This window comes from Novibacillus thermophilus, from assembly GCF_002005165.1.
Lineage (GTDB): Bacteria > Bacillota > Bacilli > Thermoactinomycetales > Novibacillaceae > Novibacillus > Novibacillus thermophilus.
The window spans coordinates 2,778,463-2,796,394 of sequence record NZ_CP019699.1 but is presented as its reverse complement, the minus strand read 5'-3'; the positions used below and the strand labels follow the sequence as shown (position 1 = coordinate 2,796,394).

General features: G+C 53.6%; 20 protein-coding genes and 1 pseudogene. 1 reads left to right on the top strand and 20 read right to left on the bottom strand.

Going from position 1 to position 17,932, the window contains the following annotated elements:
• Nucleotides 1–12: 12 nt before the first annotated feature.
• The 18 genes from lysA to B0W44_RS13450 all read right to left on the bottom strand — a co-directional run bounded on the left by lysA (nt 13) and on the right by B0W44_RS13450 (nt 15,454).
• A complete protein-coding gene (lysA, locus tag B0W44_RS13535) occupies nt 13–1,350 on the bottom strand; it encodes a diaminopimelate decarboxylase (RefSeq protein WP_077720489.1) in 1,338 nt (445 codons plus the stop codon).
• Between the two features lie 102 nt (nt 1,351–1,452).
• A complete protein-coding gene (locus B0W44_RS13530; RefSeq protein ID WP_077720488.1) occupies nt 1,453–1,866 on the bottom strand; it encodes a stage V sporulation protein AB in 414 nt (137 codons plus the stop codon).
• Nucleotides 1,867–1,935: 69 nt separating this feature from the next.
• Nucleotides 1,936–2,478 (bottom strand): stage V sporulation protein AA, encoded by a 543-nt coding sequence (locus tag B0W44_RS13525; RefSeq protein WP_228441164.1) that lies wholly within the window; start codon nt 2,476–2,478, stop codon nt 1,936–1,938.
• A 74-nt stretch (nt 2,479–2,552) separates the two neighbouring features.
• Nucleotides 2,553–3,308, bottom strand: coding sequence for an RNA polymerase sporulation sigma factor SigF (sigF, locus tag B0W44_RS13520; RefSeq protein WP_077720487.1), 756 nt, complete (start codon nt 3,306–3,308; stop codon nt 2,553–2,555).
• A gap of 9 nt (nt 3,309–3,317) precedes the next feature.
• Entirely contained in the window at nt 3,318–3,746 is a 429-nt protein-coding gene (gene spoIIAB, locus B0W44_RS13515; RefSeq protein WP_077721405.1) for an anti-sigma F factor, read from the bottom strand.
• A gap of 23 nt (nt 3,747–3,769) precedes the next feature.
• Nucleotides 3,770–4,123 carry an anti-sigma F factor antagonist gene (gene spoIIAA, locus B0W44_RS13510; protein WP_077720486.1) on the bottom strand — a complete coding sequence of 118 codons (354 nt, stop codon included), beginning with the start codon at nt 4,121–4,123 and terminating at the stop codon, nt 3,770–3,772.
• Nucleotides 4,124–4,241: 118 nt separating this feature from the next.
• Nucleotides 4,242–5,564, bottom strand: a complete 1,323-nt coding sequence (locus tag B0W44_RS13505; protein ID WP_077720485.1) for a D-alanyl-D-alanine carboxypeptidase family protein — start codon at nt 5,562–5,564, stop codon at nt 4,242–4,244.
• A 96-nt stretch (nt 5,565–5,660) separates the two neighbouring features.
• Nucleotides 5,661–6,704: an endolytic transglycosylase MltG gene (gene mltG, locus B0W44_RS13500; RefSeq protein WP_169835582.1), complete on the bottom strand. Its 1,044-nt coding sequence runs from the start codon at nt 6,702–6,704 to the stop codon at nt 5,661–5,663.
• 149 nt (nt 6,705–6,853) lie between these two features.
• Nucleotides 6,854–8,164: a pyrimidine-nucleoside phosphorylase gene (locus B0W44_RS13495; RefSeq protein ID WP_077720483.1), complete on the bottom strand. Its 1,311-nt coding sequence runs from the start codon at nt 8,162–8,164 to the stop codon at nt 6,854–6,856.
• A gap of 18 nt (nt 8,165–8,182) precedes the next feature.
• On the bottom strand, nt 8,183–9,007 hold the full coding sequence (locus B0W44_RS13490) for a purine-nucleoside phosphorylase (protein ID WP_077720482.1): 825 nt from the start codon (nt 9,005–9,007) through the stop codon (nt 8,183–8,185).
• 6 nt (nt 9,008–9,013) lie between these two features.
• Entirely contained in the window at nt 9,014–9,841 is an 828-nt protein-coding gene (locus B0W44_RS13485; protein WP_077720481.1) for a purine-nucleoside phosphorylase, read from the bottom strand.
• Nucleotides 9,842–9,861: 20 nt separating this feature from the next.
• Nucleotides 9,862–11,046: a phosphopentomutase gene (gene deoB, locus B0W44_RS13480; protein WP_077720480.1), complete on the bottom strand. Its 1,185-nt coding sequence runs from the start codon at nt 11,044–11,046 to the stop codon at nt 9,862–9,864.
• Nucleotides 11,047–11,087: 41 nt separating this feature from the next.
• The gene (locus B0W44_RS13475; protein WP_077720479.1) at nt 11,088–11,978 is read right to left on the bottom strand and encodes a tyrosine recombinase; all 891 of its coding nucleotides are present in this window, start codon (nt 11,976–11,978) and stop codon (nt 11,088–11,090) included.
• A 1-nt stretch (nt 11,979) separates the two neighbouring features.
• Nucleotides 11,980–12,219: a DUF4227 family protein gene (locus tag B0W44_RS13470; protein WP_077720478.1), complete on the bottom strand. Its 240-nt coding sequence runs from the start codon at nt 12,217–12,219 to the stop codon at nt 11,980–11,982.
• A 184-nt stretch (nt 12,220–12,403) separates the two neighbouring features.
• Nucleotides 12,404–12,883 (bottom strand): ferric iron uptake transcriptional regulator, encoded by a 480-nt coding sequence (gene fur / locus B0W44_RS13465; protein WP_179947353.1) that lies wholly within the window; start codon nt 12,881–12,883, stop codon nt 12,404–12,406.
• A gap of 106 nt (nt 12,884–12,989) precedes the next feature.
• Nucleotides 12,990–13,646, bottom strand: a complete 657-nt coding sequence (spoIIM, locus tag B0W44_RS13460; protein ID WP_077720476.1) for a stage II sporulation protein M — start codon at nt 13,644–13,646, stop codon at nt 12,990–12,992.
• 99 nt (nt 13,647–13,745) lie between these two features.
• Nucleotides 13,746–14,912: an endonuclease Q family protein gene (locus B0W44_RS13455; protein ID WP_228441158.1), complete on the bottom strand. Its 1,167-nt coding sequence runs from the start codon at nt 14,910–14,912 to the stop codon at nt 13,746–13,748.
• The gene (locus B0W44_RS13450; protein ID WP_077720474.1) at nt 14,909–15,454 is read right to left on the bottom strand and encodes an NUDIX domain-containing protein; all 546 of its coding nucleotides are present in this window, start codon (nt 15,452–15,454) and stop codon (nt 14,909–14,911) included. Before B0W44_RS13450 ends, B0W44_RS13455 begins: the two co-directional genes overlap by 4 nt.
• A 94-nt stretch (nt 15,455–15,548) precedes the next feature.
• Between B0W44_RS13450 and mciZ the strand changes: the two genes are divergently transcribed.
• Nucleotides 15,549–15,701 carry a Z-ring formation inhibitor MciZ gene (gene mciZ / locus B0W44_RS17845; RefSeq protein ID WP_149027021.1) on the top strand — a complete coding sequence of 51 codons (153 nt, stop codon included), beginning with the start codon at nt 15,549–15,551 and terminating at the stop codon, nt 15,699–15,701.
• Here mciZ and B0W44_RS18660 read toward each other — a convergent pair.
• Both B0W44_RS18660 and B0W44_RS13430 read right to left on the bottom strand, forming a co-directional pair.
• Nucleotides 15,685–16,691 (bottom strand): annotated as a pseudogene (locus tag B0W44_RS18660) (DUF3866 family protein). The gene mciZ and the pseudogene B0W44_RS18660 overlap by 17 nt on opposite strands.
• 114 nt (nt 16,692–16,805) lie before the next feature.
• The gene (locus tag B0W44_RS13430; RefSeq protein ID WP_077720471.1) at nt 16,806–17,924 is read right to left on the bottom strand and encodes a M20/M25/M40 family metallo-hydrolase; all 1,119 of its coding nucleotides are present in this window, start codon (nt 17,922–17,924) and stop codon (nt 16,806–16,808) included.
• Between the last annotated feature and the right edge of the window lie 8 nt (nt 17,925–17,932).

The window sequence follows — 17,932 nt, the reverse complement described above, 5'->3', positions numbered from 1 at the left end:
TATAGAAGTGTTTCACTCTTGACGAGACAGTGCTATGTCATTTGCAAGACGCTCTGGAATGACGTCGTGGGCAATGATGTCGTCTAACGTTTCCCGTTTGACAATGACGTCTGCCTTGCCGTCCCGCACCAGTACGACAGCAGGCTTGCGGATGCGGTTGTAGTTACTGGCCATTGAGTAGTTGTACGCCCCAGTGGCGCCGACTGCGAGAATGTCCCCGATTTCTACTTCGGGCAGAGCACAGTCCCAAATGAGCATGTCGCCGCTCTCGCAACATTTGCCCGCTACGGAAACGACTTGTCTGTTTGTTTGATTCCCTTTGTTGGCGAGCATGGCGTCGTATTTCGCTTGATAAAGTGCCGGCCGCGGATTGTCGGTCATGCCCCCGTCTACTGCGATGTAGTGGCGGATACCGGGAATGCGCTTCTCTGTTCCGACCGTGTACAGCGTCGTCCCCGCTTCCCCGACAATACTGCGTCCAGGTTCAATCCATACGGCTGGCAGCTCAGACTGGTGGGAGAACGACGCTTTTAGCCCGTCCACAATGGCCGACACGTAAGCGTCTGGCGAAAGGGGCCGATCCCCTTCGACGTACCGGATGCCGAACCCTCCCCCCACGTTGATCACGCGGGTGGTGAAGTCATACCGTTCGTAACATTTTGACGCAAACTGACCGATTTTTTCCATTGCCACTTGATACCCTCTGACGTCGAATATTTGTGACCCTATATGGCAGTGAAATCCCAGCAAGCGCAGATAGGATGAACGTTGGCACGTTTCAACTGCCTGTAAGGCATGTCCGTTGGCCAATGAAAAACCGAATTTTGAGTCTTCCTGTCCGGTTTGAATGTACTCGTGCGTATGAGCTTCGATCCCCGGGGTCAAGCGCAAGAGCACATCTACCTGTTGACTGCGTTTTGTGGCCATACTTCGCAACAGCTTAAGCTCCGTCGAGTTGTCGACCACAATGCAGCCGATCTTGGCGTCGAGGGCCATCTTCAATTCTTCCGGCGTCTTGTTGTTTCCGTGAAAGTGTATGCGCCCCGCTGGAAAACCTGCTTTCAACGCAGTGTACAATTCTCCGTCAGAGACGACGTCAAGGGACAGACCTTCTTCATCCACGATGCGGCAAATGGCCATCGTGCTCAAGGCTTTACTGGCATAAGCGACTTGAAAGTCTACGCCGCTCTGTTGAAAGGCGCGTACATAAGCGCGACAACGTTCCCGGATGAGCTGTTCATCCAGTACGTACAGCGGCGTCCCGAATTGTTTCGCCAGCTGGACCGTATCACAGCCGCCAATTTCCAAATGGCCGCGTTCGTTGATGCGACTCGTTCCGTGTAAATACATGTACGGGTAGTTCTCCTCTCTCGCAACTAGGGAGTCCCTTTTAAAATTAGTTAGAATATAGCACATTCCCTGCAAACATGACAAGGACGAAGGCGAACGGATCTAAGGGATCGTCAAGAGCCACTGGATGAGGGACCCTGCCATTTTGCCCAGAGCCATCGCCAACAGCAGGTAGGCGATCCACTGTTCCAACCGCAACCGTTTGGCGAGAATGGGAATGACGTTCACGACTTCTGTCAGGGCGGCCGCCAAAAGCCCTACGAAACAGCCTGAAAAGAGGCCGATGACGATGTTCACAAAGAACGGCAAGGCCGCATGCCAATTGAAAAAGTCGACGCACGTTCCAAAAACGACTCCTGCCGTAATCGCCCGCTCCGAAGAGACGATTCGATTCGGCGAGTGCGACAGCTGGTGCAAACGGGGCACGACGTCCAAAACGGTAATAAACGCTACAAACCCGCTTCCGACCGCCACACCGCCCGCCAGCCCCACAAAGGCTAACAGAACGGCTGTCATCTTAGGATTGCCGCCCCCTTGAGTGTTCGTGCTGTTTAATGTACTGGTCGACATTTTCCTGGTACAAATTCATTTCCACTTCAAGGGGGTCGGCTCTTCATTGAACCTCCGCCTGAACACGTGGTTAAAAAACAGCACCATGCCTAAACCGATGCCGAATGAGTACGGGATTTGAATCCACAGGGGGCGCTCAGTCGTCTCTCCGGTGATCAAATAGTGAATCCGCTGGTGAACCTCCAGCATGCTGACATCCGTATGGAAGTTCATAATCGCCAACCCGGAACCGACGAACAGTACCATCCAGACCAAAAAGAGCGCGACTCGCGAAGGGGACCGTCCCTTCTGTTTGACTTCGAGAATGATCTCTTCGTTTCCGAGCGCTTCTATTTGCAACTGGGGGTTGTAACGGACGACTTTTTGCATGATGTCCATGACATCCAGCACAACGAGGTGTTCGTCCCTCGGGACCGTATATATCTCCAGGCGCAAGACATCACGGTGCGCGTCGGCCACTAACACTTGCGCCACATCTTCCAGACACAAAGACTGCCCAGGTTGCACGTCGAGTTTGTTTTTTAAGCGCAAATACAACTGTCTGTCGGACTGTGTCATCGTGATGTGCCCACCTTTGCATCAAATTCACTAACGTTAGTATGTGTGGACACGACCACAAAAAAACCAGATGGTCAGCTTTCCATCTGGTCCCGCATCGTTTTCAGTATTTTCTTTTCCAACCGGGAGACTTGCACCTGGGAGATTCCGAGACGCTCGGCGACTTCCGATTGTGTCTGGTCCTTGTAGTAGCGCAAGTAGACAATCAGTTTCTCCCGCTCGTTCAACTGTTCAATCGCTTCTTTCAACGCCAACTTGTCAAACCAGGCACTTTCCTGGTCGTCAGCAATTTGATCCATCAGGGTGATCGGGTCGCCGTCGTTTTCGTACACTTTTTCGTGAATAGAGGAAGGGGCGCGGTTGGCTTCCTGGGCAAACACCACGTCCTCAGGAGAAATCTCCAATCGCTCGGCCACCTCTTTGACAGTGGGCAACCGCCCGAGCGTCTTGGACAGTTCGTCTTTCGCCTTGCGAATGCGATTGGCCGTTTCTTTCAAAGACCGGCTCACTTTCACCGTGCCGTCATCGCGCAAAAAGCGCTGGATTTCACCGATGATCATCGGGACGGCGTAAGTGGAAAACTTGACCTCATAAGATAGGTCAAACTTGTCCACAGCTTTTAACAAACCGATACAGCCGATTTGAAACAAGTCATCCGCTTCGTACCCGCGACCCATAAAGCGTTGAACGACTGACCACACGAGCCGGATATTGTGGTGAATCAACCGTTCTCGGGCTTGGTCATCACCTTTCTGACTCAGGGCGATGAGCTTTTTCACTTCTTCATCTGACAGGTAGGGGTGCCGGGCATTGCGTACATCCGTATCCATAGGCGACCCCTAATTCTTTAGCGGCTGATTTTTTTTCAAGCGCTTGACTAATTTGACGGTTGTCCCCACACCCGGAGCGGACGTTATCTCGACACTGTCCATAAAATTTTCCATGATCGTAAATCCCATGCCTGAGCGTTCCAATTCCGGTTTAGAGGTAAAAAGCGGCTGTCTCGCTGCTTCGATGTCATCCATCCCCACGCCGGAATCAGAAATCGTGATCTCGACCTGATGGCCTTCGATCACTGTTTCGATGACAACCTTTTGGGACGGATCGCTTTCGTAACCGTGGATAATGGCGTTCGTCACAGCTTCAGATACAACGGTTTTAATGTCTGTCAACTCAGCCATCGTCGGGTCCAGCTGAGAGACGAAGGCGGCGACGGCGACGCGAGCAAACGACTCGTTTTCGGAAACGCTCGAAAACTCCAGGCGCATGCTGTTTTTCTTCTGCTTGTCTGTCACAATGTCACCCCCAGATCGCGCAGCGCGTCTTCTTCCCGTCGGTACTCGTTTACAATTTTAAACATACCGGACAACTTAAACAACTTTTTGATAGGTGGGTGGAGCTGACAGACGACCAGTGTGCCGTTGTGTTCGTTGATGCGCTTGTATCTGCCGAGTATGACGCCCAAACCGGAACTGTCCATGAATGTCAGTCCCCCCAGGTTTAAAATAACGTGCGGGTAACGGTCGTTATCCAGCTCTTGGTCGATCTGACGGCGCACGTCGTCAGCGGTGTGGTGATCCAACTCACCGGTTAAGCGAACGATCAGCACGTCCCTGTGGGCTTTCAATTCAACATCGAGACTCACTCTCATTCCACTCCCTCTCACTGCAGACCTTTTCCTACCCTTTTCCATTCGCTGTCAGACAGTTCAAATCCTGCCCTTCGACAAAAGAAGCAAAAAAGCGACGAAACGTGAGGGGGAGCTAAAATCGCTTTGGGAAAAAGGGGAGTATTGAATATTCCACACAAAAGGGGCTGCCAAAAAAGACCGTTGTCCGCTCTTTTCCGACAGCCCTTGTCTTCATCGACGTCGAGCGTCGCGATTTATTTGGCCGCTTGCTCCACTTCAGGATCTTGCGCTTCGTCAGGAATGAACAGCATTTTTTCAATGTGCGCTTTGTCAGATTCCACACACTAGATCTCGGGATGTCCTCATGCGCGGTTAACGGAAAAGTAGCGACAGTATCTCCGTCCTTTGTCACGCGTACCTCGCCAATGGAGTCCCCTGCTTCGATGGGAGCTTGAAGCGTTTTTTTCCAGACAATCTCGCGGATGTAGTCACTAGCTTGACTGCCTTTTTTGGCCAAGATGCTCATTTGCTGCGGCGCCCGCACGGTGATGGTGGTAGTCGTCCCTTTGTCGACGGGGACGCTCCCCAACACCTCCCCTTTGTGGGCGATGACGTGGTTCGTGTACTGATTAAAAGCGTAGTCCATCATTCGGCTGACCTCGGCATTGCGCGTCTTCGCATTCGGTTCTCCCATCACGACGGCTATGACGCGAAAATCTCCTCGTTTGGCTGTAGCGGAGAGGCAAAATTTCGCCTCAGACGTGTACCCTGTTTTGAGACCGTCCACCCCGTCGTAATATTTGACCAGTTTATTCGTGTTGACCAGCCAAAACGGTTCATCTGAATCCTGCCGCAAGTAGTCTTGATACACTTTCGTAAAATCGGTGATGACGTCGTGTTTTAACAGCTCCCGGGACATGAGGGCGATATCGTGTGCAGAAGACTTTTGATCAGGGTGGGGCAAGCCGTTCGAATTGACAAAATGGGTATGCTTCATGCCCAGCTGTTTGGCTCGTTCGTTCATGAGACGGACAAACGCCTCTTCTGTCCCTGCCACGTGTTCGGCAATCGCCACACTGGCGTCATTGGCGGAAGCGATCGCGACCCCCTTTAACAAGTCGCGCACGGACATTTCTTCCCCCGCTTCCAAGTATATTTGCGTACCACCCATAGAAGCGGCGTGGTCACTTACTCTCACCATGTCGTTTAGCGTCGTTTGACCTGCCTCAATCGCTTCCATCAGCAGTAACATCGTCATAATCTTCGTAATGCTCGCCGGCTGTAATGGCAGATGACTGTCTTTCTCGTACAAAACGGTACCTGTGTCCATGTCCATGAGCACGGCCGATTTTGCATTCGGTGCAAGGTTAGTATTTTCGCCGGCATAGGCGGTCAAGGGGACGAGATTGACTGTGAGGAACACCGACAGTACCATTGCCAACCATTTGTTGACCATACGCTAGCCTCCTTTTGTCTCTATTTTGGGCTAGGGTTGTGACAATTATACTGGCCACAAAAAACGGCCACCCCGTGGCGGCCGCCTTCTGTATCGCTACCAAGTTCCTCGGCTGTTCGCGTCGTTCTGAAGGTGTTCTTCATACGTTTCAGAAAAGTGATGGCCGTTGCTCCCGTCTTTTTTGGTTACGAAAAAGAAGTAATTGTGTTCGTCTGGATTCAGGACGGCTTCAAGGGACGCCCGTCCCGGATTCGCGATAGGCCCAGGGGGCAGTCCCGCGTGGAGATACGTATTATACGAATCTTCCACATCGAGGTCCTCGTACAAGATGCGATCGCGCTGTTTGCCTAAAATGTATTGAACGGTTGCACACGATTCGAGTTTCCACTCTTCTTCCAGACGGTTTGCAAACACGCCCGCCACTTTTGCCCTTTCCTCCGGCAACACCGTCTCCCGTTCGACGATAGACGCCAGTGTAAACACTTCGTCGGTCTTTTTCACAACGTCAGGGTATTCGGTCGCCAAATCTTCAATGACCGCTTCTGTATGGGTCAGAATGCGCTCGATAACGGCCTCTTCAGTCGAATCCACAGCAAAGTGGTACGTCTCCGGAAACAAGTACCCTTCAAACGGAAACTTCGTTTTGTCGTCAAACGGCGGGAGGAAAGTGAATTTTTTTCGCATCTCACCGTAAAAATCGGGGTCGTCGAACAGGTCTAAGTACCGCCCTTCATCGCCGAGACCGTTTTCCGCCAATCGGTTCGCAATCTGTTTGACGTTCCACCCTTCGGGGATGGTCACCTCCACGGCATCAGTCTTTAGCGCCTCGCCGTTTTGCAATTTTGACAGCACTTGCTCTAAGTTCATCCCTTGTTCGACGTAATATTCTCCTGCCTGGTACGTGTAATCCGGTTGTTTCACGCGCATGTACATGTACCGCCACTGGGCGTTACCGACTAATCCTTTTTCCTCCAATTTCGTCAATACTTGCGTGAGCGACTCTCCCGGCTCTACCGTCAACTGGAACGATTCCTCTGCCGTTTCCCCCTGTATTTGGTTCATGACATACACATAAAGGCCTGTCGCTGCTCCTGCCAGGACGAGCGCGCATGTGCTTACGCCGATCCACCACTTTCTCACAGATTCCACCCCTTCTCTGTCACCATACAGAACTTGTCCCTGCACTGGCAACTGACGGCTTGTAAAGAATCGACGCGCATCGTGCCGATATGTGGCGATTTTTGGCGATGAGCGCGGTATTGCTGCAGCCAATCAATAAAAACGCGCCGTCAGTCGACGACACCGTATATGAGAGAAGGAATGGTGACTTGCTGTGACGGATCCGTCAACTGGACGGCTTTCGACACCATGTCGACCGCCCGTTTAGCCTTAGACGCGTCGTTGGCGTGAATGGTGGCCACCGGCTCTCCTTTATGGACCGCGTCCCCGATTTTTTTGTGTAACACGATGCCGACAGCCAAGTCGATAACATCACCCTTCGTCTCGCGCCCCGCGCCGAGGGACATGGCTGCCATTCCGATTTGTTCCGCATCGACGCTGTCTACAACACCGTCCTGATCCGCCCTCACATCTATCTTTAACGGAGCTTGCGGTAAACGATCCGGTTCATCCACCTCCCTGTCGTCGCCACCTTGCGCTCTGACCAGCTCTTTCAGTTTTTCAAGGGCCTTTCCACTTTTCATCAGTCGTTGCACATGTTGTCGCGCCTGCTTTCGACTATCCCCTTTTCCAGCGGCGACGAGCATGTGGCTGGCGAGTTCCAAACAGAGTTCTGTCACGTCTTCCGGACCGTCTCCCTTTAGAGTGTCAATCGCTTCTCGGACTTCCAGCGCATTGCCGACCGCTTGTCCCAAAGGCTGGTTCATGTCGCTCACAACAGCGATCGTTTTCCTGTTCAAGCGGTTCCCGATTTCCACCATCGTCCGGGCCAAGCGAAAGGCCTCTGCTTCCGTTTTCATGAACGCGCCACTTCCGACTTTGACGTCAAGCACTATCACATCGGCTCCGGCGGCCAGCTTCTTGCTCATGACAGAACTGGCGATGAGGGGGATGGAATCGACGGTCGCTGTCACGTCGCGTAACGCGTACAGCTGTTTATCCGCCGGTGTTAAGTTCTCCGTCTGCCCGACGATTGCGACCCCAATCCGGTTCACTTGATCGATGAAGGCCTCCCGCGTCATATCGACGGAGAAACGGGAGAACGATTCCAGTTTGTCGAGAGTCCCTCCCGTATGTCCCAGGCCCCTGCCGGACATTTTCGCCACAGGCACGCCGGCCGCCGCGACGAGAGGGGCCAGCACGAGTGTCGTCTTGTCTCCGACGCCGCCGGTACTGTGTTTGTCTACCTTGATGCCGTCGACAGAGGACAAATCGATCTCGTCTCCCGATTTTTGCATCAGCTCAGTCAAATCTGCCGTTTCTTCCCCGCTCATGCCTCGAAAATAAACGGCCATAGCCCACGCCGCCATTTGGTAGTCCGGGATGTCTCCGCGTGTGAATCCGGTGATGAGATGCTCGATTTCACGGTAACTCAACGCCTCGCCGCGCCGTTTCTTTAAAATGATGTTAACTGTGCGCAAAACTGAGTCACCTCGCGTTTAAGGTAGCGCCCTTAACAAGGACGTCACCAGGTGAATGAATGTGGGCCTCGTCCGTTCCGCCACTTTTATGACTTGCTCGTGGGTGAGGGGTTCTAACTCTTCGCCGATAGCCATATCGGTTATACACGTAATGCCGAGGACGTCCATTCCTAAATAATTGGCCACGATGACCTCAGGAACGGTTGACATACCAACAGCGTCAGCCCCCAGTTTCCGCAGCATGATCAACTCTTCAGGCGTCATGAAGCTCGGACCGCTGATCCCGGCGTAAACGCCTGACTGGACGTGGATGCCAATCTCCTTTGCCGTTCTCTCAGCGAGCTGACGCAAAAACGGTGCGTACGCTTGGGACATGTCAGGAAAGCGCGGCCCCAGTTCGTCGTCGTTGGGTCCGATGAGGGGATTGTCTCCCGTCAGATTGAGGTGGTCCCGAATAATCATCAAGTCCCCTGGTGAAAATTGCGGATTCATGCCACCCGCTGCGTTCGTCACGAAGAGCGTCTTCACTCCGAGGGCCGACATGACGTAAATGGGAAAAGTCACGTCTTGTTGTGAATACCCTTCGTAATAGTGGAACCGCCCTTGCATGGCGATGACCCGTTTCCCGCTGAGGGACCCGATGACGAGCCTCCCGGCATGACCTTCCACTGTAGAAACGGGAAAGTGCGGAATGTCCCCATAAGGGACGACAGTCGATGGTTCGACTACTTCCGCCAATACGCCGAGACCGGACCCGAGGATGAGTCCGACGTCCGGGATCCTATCCGTTCGCTCGTTGAGCGCGTGTACCGCTTCTTTAATCTTGCTCCTTACGGTCGTCACACGGCGTCACCTCTCTCCGATTTTCCCAACGATCTCAGTGACGAGCGTCATAAAAGTACCGCGCACCCGCTCTGCCGTTTCCATCACTTCTTCGTGGCTCAGGGGCTGGTCTAAAACGCCGGCAGCCATATTCGTGATGCACGATATGCCGAGAACGCGCATCCCCATATGCCGTGCGACGATCACCTCCGGGACCGTCGACATGCCGACGGCGTCACCGCCTAAGGTGCGCAACATGCGAATTTCGGCCGGTGTTTCATAAGACGGACCGGTGACGCCGGCGTATACGCCTTCCTGAAGGCGAATGCCCTGTTCGCTGGCCACCTCCCGCGCCAGCTTACGCAATGTCCGGTCATACGCTTCAGACATGTCAGGGAACCGGGGCCCCCACTCTGGTTGGTTCCTCCCAATTAAAGGGTTGCGAAACGTGAAGTTGATGTGATCTCGTATGAGCATGAGATCACCGCTTTCAAACGATTCGTTAATGCCGCCAGCCGCGTTCGTCACGATGACCGTCTCCACTCCCAGCTCGTGCATGACGCGAACGGGGAACGTGACCTCACTTAACGCGTACCCTTCGTAGTAGTGAAAGCGCCCCTGCATCGTCACGACGTCGTTGCCGCCCAGTTTCCCCAGAACGAGTTGGCCGGCGTGGCCGGGAACCGTGGAAATCGGAAAAGACGGAATGTCCCCGTACGGAATTTTCACCGCACGTGTCATTTGCTCTGCCAACACGCCGAGGCCGGACCCTAGGACGAGGCCGATTTTCGGGCTTTGTGCGGCTCGTTTCTGAATGTACGCCGCTGCTGTTACGGCTTTTTCTCGATCAGCCATGGTGGCACCTCTCCTTTATTTCAAGATCGTTCAAGCAACGCGTGCAAAAAACTTCGACCCATCGGAGACGTCACGTGGAAATTGTCTGCAATCGTCGCACCGACATCGGCAAAAGACGACCGGACGCCGAGGTGCACTGGGTCCGTCAAGGAAGGGCTGTACACGAGGAGGGGAACGTACTCGCGGGTGTGGTCTGTGCCCGTATGCGTCGGGTCGTTGCCGTGATCGGCCGTCATGATGAGCAAATCGTCTGTCCTGAGCGCCTCTAACATTTCCGGCAGGCGTCGGTCCACTTCTTCTAACGCCCTGGCATAGCCAGCGGGGTCTCTCCGGTGTCCGTACTTCGAATCAAAATCAACCATGTTGAGAAACGCCAAGCCTTTAAACGGCTCCCCCATTGTGTCGATCAGGCGATCAGCCCCGTCCATGTTGTCCTTCGTCTTAATCGAACGGGTGATGCCTTCGCCGTCGTATATGTCCGAAATTTTACCGATGCCAATGACATCCCAGCCGCCGTCTTTCAAATAATTCAGTACGGTCTTCTCCGGCGGTTTAATAGAGTAGTCGCGCCGGTTAGCCGTCCGCTTAAAAGCACCCGGTTTCCCGACAAACGGACGGGCAATGACGCGCACCACCGAATGTTCCGGTTCCAGCGTCAACTCCCGTGCCGTTTCACATATGGCATACAATTCATCTAACGGGACGATCTCTTCGTGCGCGGCGATTTGGAACACACTGTCAGCCGACGTGTAGACGATCACGTCCCCTGTTGCCATGTGCCGTTCACCCAGTTCCTCGATAATCGCCGTGCCGGAGGCCGGTTTATTCCCGAGCACACCGCGCCCGATTCGCTCTGAAAACCGTTTGATTAACGTTTCAGGAAAGCCGTCCGGGTACGTCTTAAACGGTTTTTCCGTATAAATGCCCATCAGTTCCCAATGCCCGGTCGTCGTGTCTTTGCCGTTGGACATCTCAGCCATTTTCCCGTAGGAGGCCATCGGGGATGCCACTTGAGGAATCCCTTTAATTGGCTCGATGTTGCCCAGACCTAAACGGGCAAAGTTCGGCATATGTAACCCTCCTGCGTACTCGGCGACGTGACCGAGGGTGTGCACGCCCTCGTCACCGAAGGAAGGAGAATCAGGCAGCGCACCGATGCCGACACTGTCCAGTACGACACAGGCAATGCGCTCGAAATGGGGCAAATCATCATCTCCTTTCACTGCGCGATGAACCACCGCATCTCTTAAGCGCGGGGGTGGTGTCTCAAATACGCATCCATGACTCTCCCTCTGTCGGAGCTCGCGTACCTTTGCGTTGTCGCTAAATCGGCGTGCCCCATCAATTCTTGTACGACGCGTAAGTCGGCCCCGTTGTCCAGCATGTGGGCTGCAAACGAACGGCGTAACGCATTCGGCGTGATTTTGTGCGTGAGGCCACAAAGTTCTCCACACTTTTTTAGTATTTTCCAAAAACCTTGCCGCGTCAAACGCCGTCCGCGCCGATTGACGAACAAAGCCGATTCTGACGCAGTGTTTACCAATTGAGGACGAGTGTCGTTCACGTACGTGTCTAAAACGCGTGAAGCCTTTTTTCCCAGAGGAATGACACGTTCCATCCCGTTCGTTCCCGTACACGTGATCACGCCGAGGGTTGTATTGACATCTGTCACATTTAAAGAAACTAATTCCGACACGCGGATACCGCTGGCGTACATTAACTCCAATATCGCCCGATCCCTCTGACCGGTCAACGTGTGGGGGTCGGGAGCCGTTAACAACCGCTCTATTTCTGTTACAGTTAAAACCGTCCGCGTCGTACTCACTTCTGCTTTCGGAAGCGAAATGTCTGAACACGGATTTTTAGAGACGACCCCGAGCTCCCACAAAAACGTATAAAACGCTTTGATTGAGGCCAAATGTCGGGCCATGGTCGCCCGTGAGCGCCCTTGCGTTTCCAAAGACGTCACGTATGCGAGCACGTCGTTTCCAGTCGTGCCGTCAATCTGTTTCATACCGTTTCTTTCCAAAAAAGTCAAGTAGCCGTTGATGTCTCTCACATACGACTCACACGTGTTGGGCGCCATTTTTTTCGCCTGCCGCACGTGTTGTTCAAAAGCTTCCAACCACTTCCTCATCTCATTCACCAGTCCAGTAAAAGAGCTTCAGCCGTTCCCCGTCGCTCATGCCGTGTGTCGGTTGATTTGGCTCATCGAACGAAAACACTTTTACCGCTCTGCCGGAAGGCTCTTCAAAGCGGTAAGAAGGTTTCAGCCATTCTGCTATCAAACCGATCAGGACGTAGCCTAAAAGCGTAAACACCACAAAGAGGAGGAGCAGCTTAGCCCAATTCCACATCCGACGCAAGTGGAGAATCATCTTTGTCCCCTTTCAACAGCTTGTTTACTTTCGAATGTATTCGCACCCGTTTGACATTATACGCCTATAGCACGTTTAAGGGGGACGGCGTGCTCCCTCACAACCTTATTATCTCCTCCAACTCCGACATTATCAATCTCTGTTCGGGGACGAAACTAAAAAAGCAGGTCGAGCGACCTGCTTTTTACGTCACTTTTTGGATCTGCAGCGAATCTTCGTCGTTCACTTTGTCTCTACAACGGTGGCAAATGCCGTGAAACATGAGGTGGTGATCTACAATCTTAAAGTGGTACTTGTCTTCCACCCGCTTTTCAATCGTCTCCAGCCAGTCTTCCTTAATTTCGTCTACGCTTCCACAGTTCAGGCAAATGAGGTGGTGATGGTGGTGCTTTTTGTCGTCAGCGCGAAATTCGTAACGGGCAACTCCGTCACCGAAATTCAATTTGTGGACGATTTGTAAATCACTGAGCAACTCTAACGTCCGGTAAACAGTGGCCAGCCCGATTTCCGGCGCTTTTTCCTTCACTAATAAGTAAACGTCCTCAGCACTCAAATGTTTTTCTTCGTTTTCCAGCAACACCCGAAGAGTCGCTTCCCGCTGCGGGGTCAGCTTGTAACTCTTTTCGTGAAGTTCGTTTTTAATCTTTTCGATGCGTTTATCCAAAACCGGGCTCCCTCCCCGCCTTACCTTCTGCATGTAACCATTATAGGCGAGTCGGAAATACGGAGTCAAACAGATAAAAGGAATTATTAAATTAAAATCGTTATCGTTAGCTGAACAGGGGCCAAACCATCCCTAATTTCCCGGCAACCGTCTGCATCAAGCTCGGTGACACGTACGCTTCAAAAAAGGACGCAAATACGAGCACGCACGCCATGGCCAATACGAGGAATGAGTACGACACGAACTGAGGATAAATGGCTCCGCGCCGTTGAATGATCCGGTTGCGCAACAGTGACAGTGAAAAGGCGATGCTCGCGACGCTGACGATGATCATCGCGGGAACGATCAACAAATTTTGCGGAAACACCGACAAAAAGACGAAGCCCAAGCCGTTCCATGAAAGTTCACGCACAAAAAAGCCGACTGTAAACCCTATGACGAGACCTTTTAAGAAAATCAATACGACAACGAGGGGGGCTCCGATGATGGACAGTCCCAAAATCCACATCAACCCGACGTACTTTAAGTGATGGGCGGCTGCGTGTTTCAAAGCGGTAGAAGCATCGGCGACCGCCCCCTGCTCCAACCCGTTAAAAAAGTGCATCAAATACTCCAGCAACCCCTCCCGCTGCTCTACCGTCAACGCACCGACTGCGAGAGAACCGAACACGATTCCCATAATAAACAGCACGGTCGTAAACACATACAGGGAGAGATGCTCCTCCATATGGTGTTGTATCGTTTCGTTCCACGTTCGCCGCATGAAAGAAACATCCTCCTTGGCCACTTCGCTGACAGACTGGCGTTTTTTTCTTTAACCAGTTTATGTGGACAAGGGGGGACGTAGAACCAGAGGCGTTCCTTACATGTTGACTTTGCCGTACACCCCTCCCCCTCCGTCTTCAATTGCCATCTGATAGTCGCGGGCTTGTACAATGCAGCGGGCTAACGGCTGTCCGACGACGGCCGCGAGCTCCTCTTCGTCCGCCCGGTGTAAAACATTCATTTCAGTTCCGAAGTGATCCAACAGTTTCTGCAGCGTGCTCGGTCCGACTTTTGGGATAAACTCCAGGGGAATCTGATAGATGTACGGCGGTCGGTGCGGCGGGTGTTCCCCGCTTGCCGTCTCAATTTCGCCTATCCTGTCTCGCACTCCTTTGATGATCGACCGGCTGCCACAGCGGGAACAGACGGATTCGCCGTAAGGGAGGCGGGATTCACACTGCTTGCACATCGTACGGTGATATTTCCCCAGTCGCGGGTGGAGCCCGAAGTTCGCTGTGACAGCCGCTCCGCCCTTCCGCTGCAGCGCTTCTGTAAAACCGGAAAAACTGACATCGTTGACTTGCAGCTCGTTGTACTCGCGGCCAATTTTGGACAAGGAATGGGCGTCTGAGTTCGTCAAAAACGTGTAACGGTGCAACTCTCGCACCCTGTCCGCCATCTCCGAGTCCGCACTGAGACCCAGCTCGACAGCCGAGACGCGCTTGAGCGGAAACACGTCGGCCATCCGATCTGCACAACTGCCGTACACACTTTTGAACGGCGTAAAGACGTGAGCCGGTACGATGACGCCGTTTAACTCTTCAACACGACGGAACAGCTCGTCAATCGTGCCGTAGAAACGCTGCGTGCTGAGGTTCGTATTTCTCATGTATCCAGATAAAAAAGCTGTAAACTCTTGCATTGCGTCAAAAGAGGGGACATAGCACAACACGTGGGCCGGGCCAAACCCTTCCGGCCGCACTTCCAGTTCACACCCGAGCAAAATGGTCGTCCCGCCATACTGGAGGCCGCCTCCGTCCAGTTCCGCGACAGCCCCTTTGTCCAACATGGCGGCGATGTCCTGTTGAACTGCCGGAGAGGCGGCGTCAATGATGCCGATCATGTCCAAACCTTTCCGCTCACTCGCCTCTGCGACGATGTTGGCAAACGTTAAGTCGCGGGCGCCGGTCACTTTGACGGGCCGTCCCGTTTCCGTACGCCCGATATGAATGTGTAAATCGGCAAACACCCGTTGTGTGCTCAACTCCTGGCCAACTCCCGATTGTGCCAAGCGTACACTGCGGCCACTGTCTTTGCGTCGCATATATCCTTTGTTTCAATTAAGTGAAAGGCTTCGTCCAGCGTGATTTCACGCACGTTGACAAACTCGTCCTCATCCGTTTGCTTCGGCCCAGCTTGCAAATGTTCCGCCACGTACAGGTGAATTTCCTCGTCTGCAAATCCAGGAGACGTGTAAAACGAAACTAAGTGCGACCACTTGTCGGCAGTATAGCCCGTTTCTTCTCTCAATTCACGCTTTGCGCACTGCAACGGCGCCTCGTCTTGCTCCAGCTTTCCCGCTGGAATTTCCACAATCACTTTTTCCAGTGGTTTCCGAAACTGTTCCACGACAACGAGACGGTTGTGTTCAATGAGCGGAAGAACGGCAACGGCGCCCGGATGCCGGACCAGTTCCCGCTTTGCAGTTTTTCCGTTCGGCGTGAGGACTTCGTCAACCTCCACTTTAATAATGTTGCCTTCAAAAATCGTATTCCGTTTGATCGTCCGTTCGGTGAATGATGACATCGTGTACTCCTCTCAACCTTACGCCTTTGGCGTATATTTTTCTGTTTTTGGGCATAGATTGTCCTATGATTATTTTATCGCAGGAGGTACCGCGATGAAAATGTACTGTGAGGCGAGAAGTTTGCGCCTTGTGGGAAAAGCGTGGGAAGTGAGGGCAAAGTTAAAACAGTTGTCCACATCCGACGTGACCCTCACCCAGTGGCTGGAGAAACGCCGTTCCCCAGGTCGCTTCACGTCCCGCTCATGACAGCCCAGGCGGCGTCCGCTGCACATGAAACACCGATAAAGAAAGCCGGGTCATCAGAAAGTCCGCGTCCCATGGACGTTATGGGCGGGTAATGCTGAAGGCGCTCTTCAACCTCCTTTAAATTCAGCGGGATGTGCATCCAAGTGTGGCCTGCCTCTGACAATGCTGTGATTTGCCGGTCAATGTGAGCTTGCCACTCTACTTCTTCAAACTGCGGCAGCGCCACCCGGGTAGGGCGCAAGACGACGCGGGACAGGTTGGTTAACGTATGGTGGCTGATGCCCCAGTGTCTTTTCCGCCCGTCTGCAAAACTGATGCGGGGAACGACGACAGGAACACCGCCCAAAGCGTGTGCCGCGTTGACGATCTGCCCCTGCTCCACTCCCGTAAACCCAAACGCCGTCCCCGTTCCGACAATTCCCGGTCCCATTAAGACGATGGCGACATCCGCTTCCAGAACGTACTTCGCCGTCAACAGTCCGCTGTACACGTTAACGGCTTCCAGGTCCCTCCGTAGGCGTGACCGGCCGTCACCGTTCCGACGATCCACTCGCGCTCTTTCAGCCAACTTACGTGCTTACTCAACTGAATCGGCAACGCGGCCCCGTCGGTCATGACGTATGCAATGCGCAAGTCAGCGTCGCGTTCACGCGCGACGTGTCGCAAAGACGCAGTGAGAATCGGCAGCATACTGTGCAGTTCCCCGGCCAAAACCGGCATGCCGTCCAAATCGGATGCGCCCTTCAGCACGTCGTGGTGAGGAGAGCTTTCCTCTTCGGCAGACTGTACAGCCAATTGCCACGGTGTGTACCTCAACTTCATAATGTGACCTTTGAGCGGTTCGGCCTTTTTCAATTCGCCCACTTTCCACGCCACAAAGTGGTAACCTCCGCTGCCCAGTGACAAGTCCACAGCCGTCGTGTTGAGGACAACGGTATCCCCTTTGCTTAAAGGCGGCTGTACGTCCGTGTAGTGGATCGCCCTTTCCACCCCGCTTTCCCCTTTCTTCCGAACGGAAACATACTGTACCCCCCCTTCTGCCCCTCAACTTCGACGACTGTCCCTTCCTTCCAGTGCACCGTCATAGTAAGCCCCTTCTCTTACTCAATTAAGCGTTTCCCGAATGAGTGCCACCACCATCTCGGCTGCTTTGATCAGCTCTGTCACCGGTATGCGCTCTTTCGTCGTGTGGATGTGTTCGTATCCGACAGCCAAATTGACCGTCGGAATGCCCATCCCCGAAAAAACGTTCGCGTCACTTCCTCCTCCGCTCGTCAACAACCGACTGGGGCGCCCAATTCGTTCCATCGCCCTTTGCGCGTGCTTGACGACCGCGTCCCGTTCCGTAAACCGGTAACCCGGATACATGATGCACACATCTACCTCCGCTGTGGCACCGTTGGATCGAGCTGCTTCACGGAAGGCCGTTTCCATGGCCCGCAACTGCGCTTTTAGCTTTTCCTTATGCAGGCTGCGGGCTTCACCTAATATGTCCACGCGGTCACAAACGACATTCGTGGCAACTCCACCGGAGAACCGGCCGATATTCGCCGTCGTTTCACTGTCGACGCGCCCTAGCGGCATGTTCGAGATGGCTTGACTCGCGACTTGGATAGCGCTCACGCCGTCTTCGGGATTTACGCCGGCGTGGGCCGATTTTCCCGTGATCGCCACCTCCAGTTTGGCCTGCGTCGGGGCGGCGACGACGATGTCGCCGACGGGACCGTTAGCGTCGAGGGCAAAACCGTATTCAGCTCTTAAGAGAGACCGATCCAGTTCCCGTGAACCGGCCAGACTCGACTCTTCTCCCGCCGTTAACACGAACTGTACGTCGCCGTGTGCGATCCTGCGCTCTTTTAACACGTGCACAGCTTCTAACAGCGCCGCCAAGCCAGCCTTGTCATCGCTTCCCAACACTGTAGTCCCGTCGGACACAATGTACCCGTCTCGTATGGACGGTCGGACCCCCCTTCCGGGGGAAACCGTATCCATGTGTGCTGTAAAAAAAATGGTCGGAACCCCGTTTTGCGACCCTTTCAACGTCGCAATCAAATTGCCCGCAGCATGTCCGTTGCGCTCGGCCGAATCATCCTCCACCACTTCCAATCCGAGGCGGGAAAGCTTCCCTTTTAACGCGTCGCAAATGCGACGTTCGTGTCTGGTCTCACTGTCAATTTGAACGAGTTCCATAAACGTGTCGATCAAACGTCGGCGATTCACCACGGTGTTTC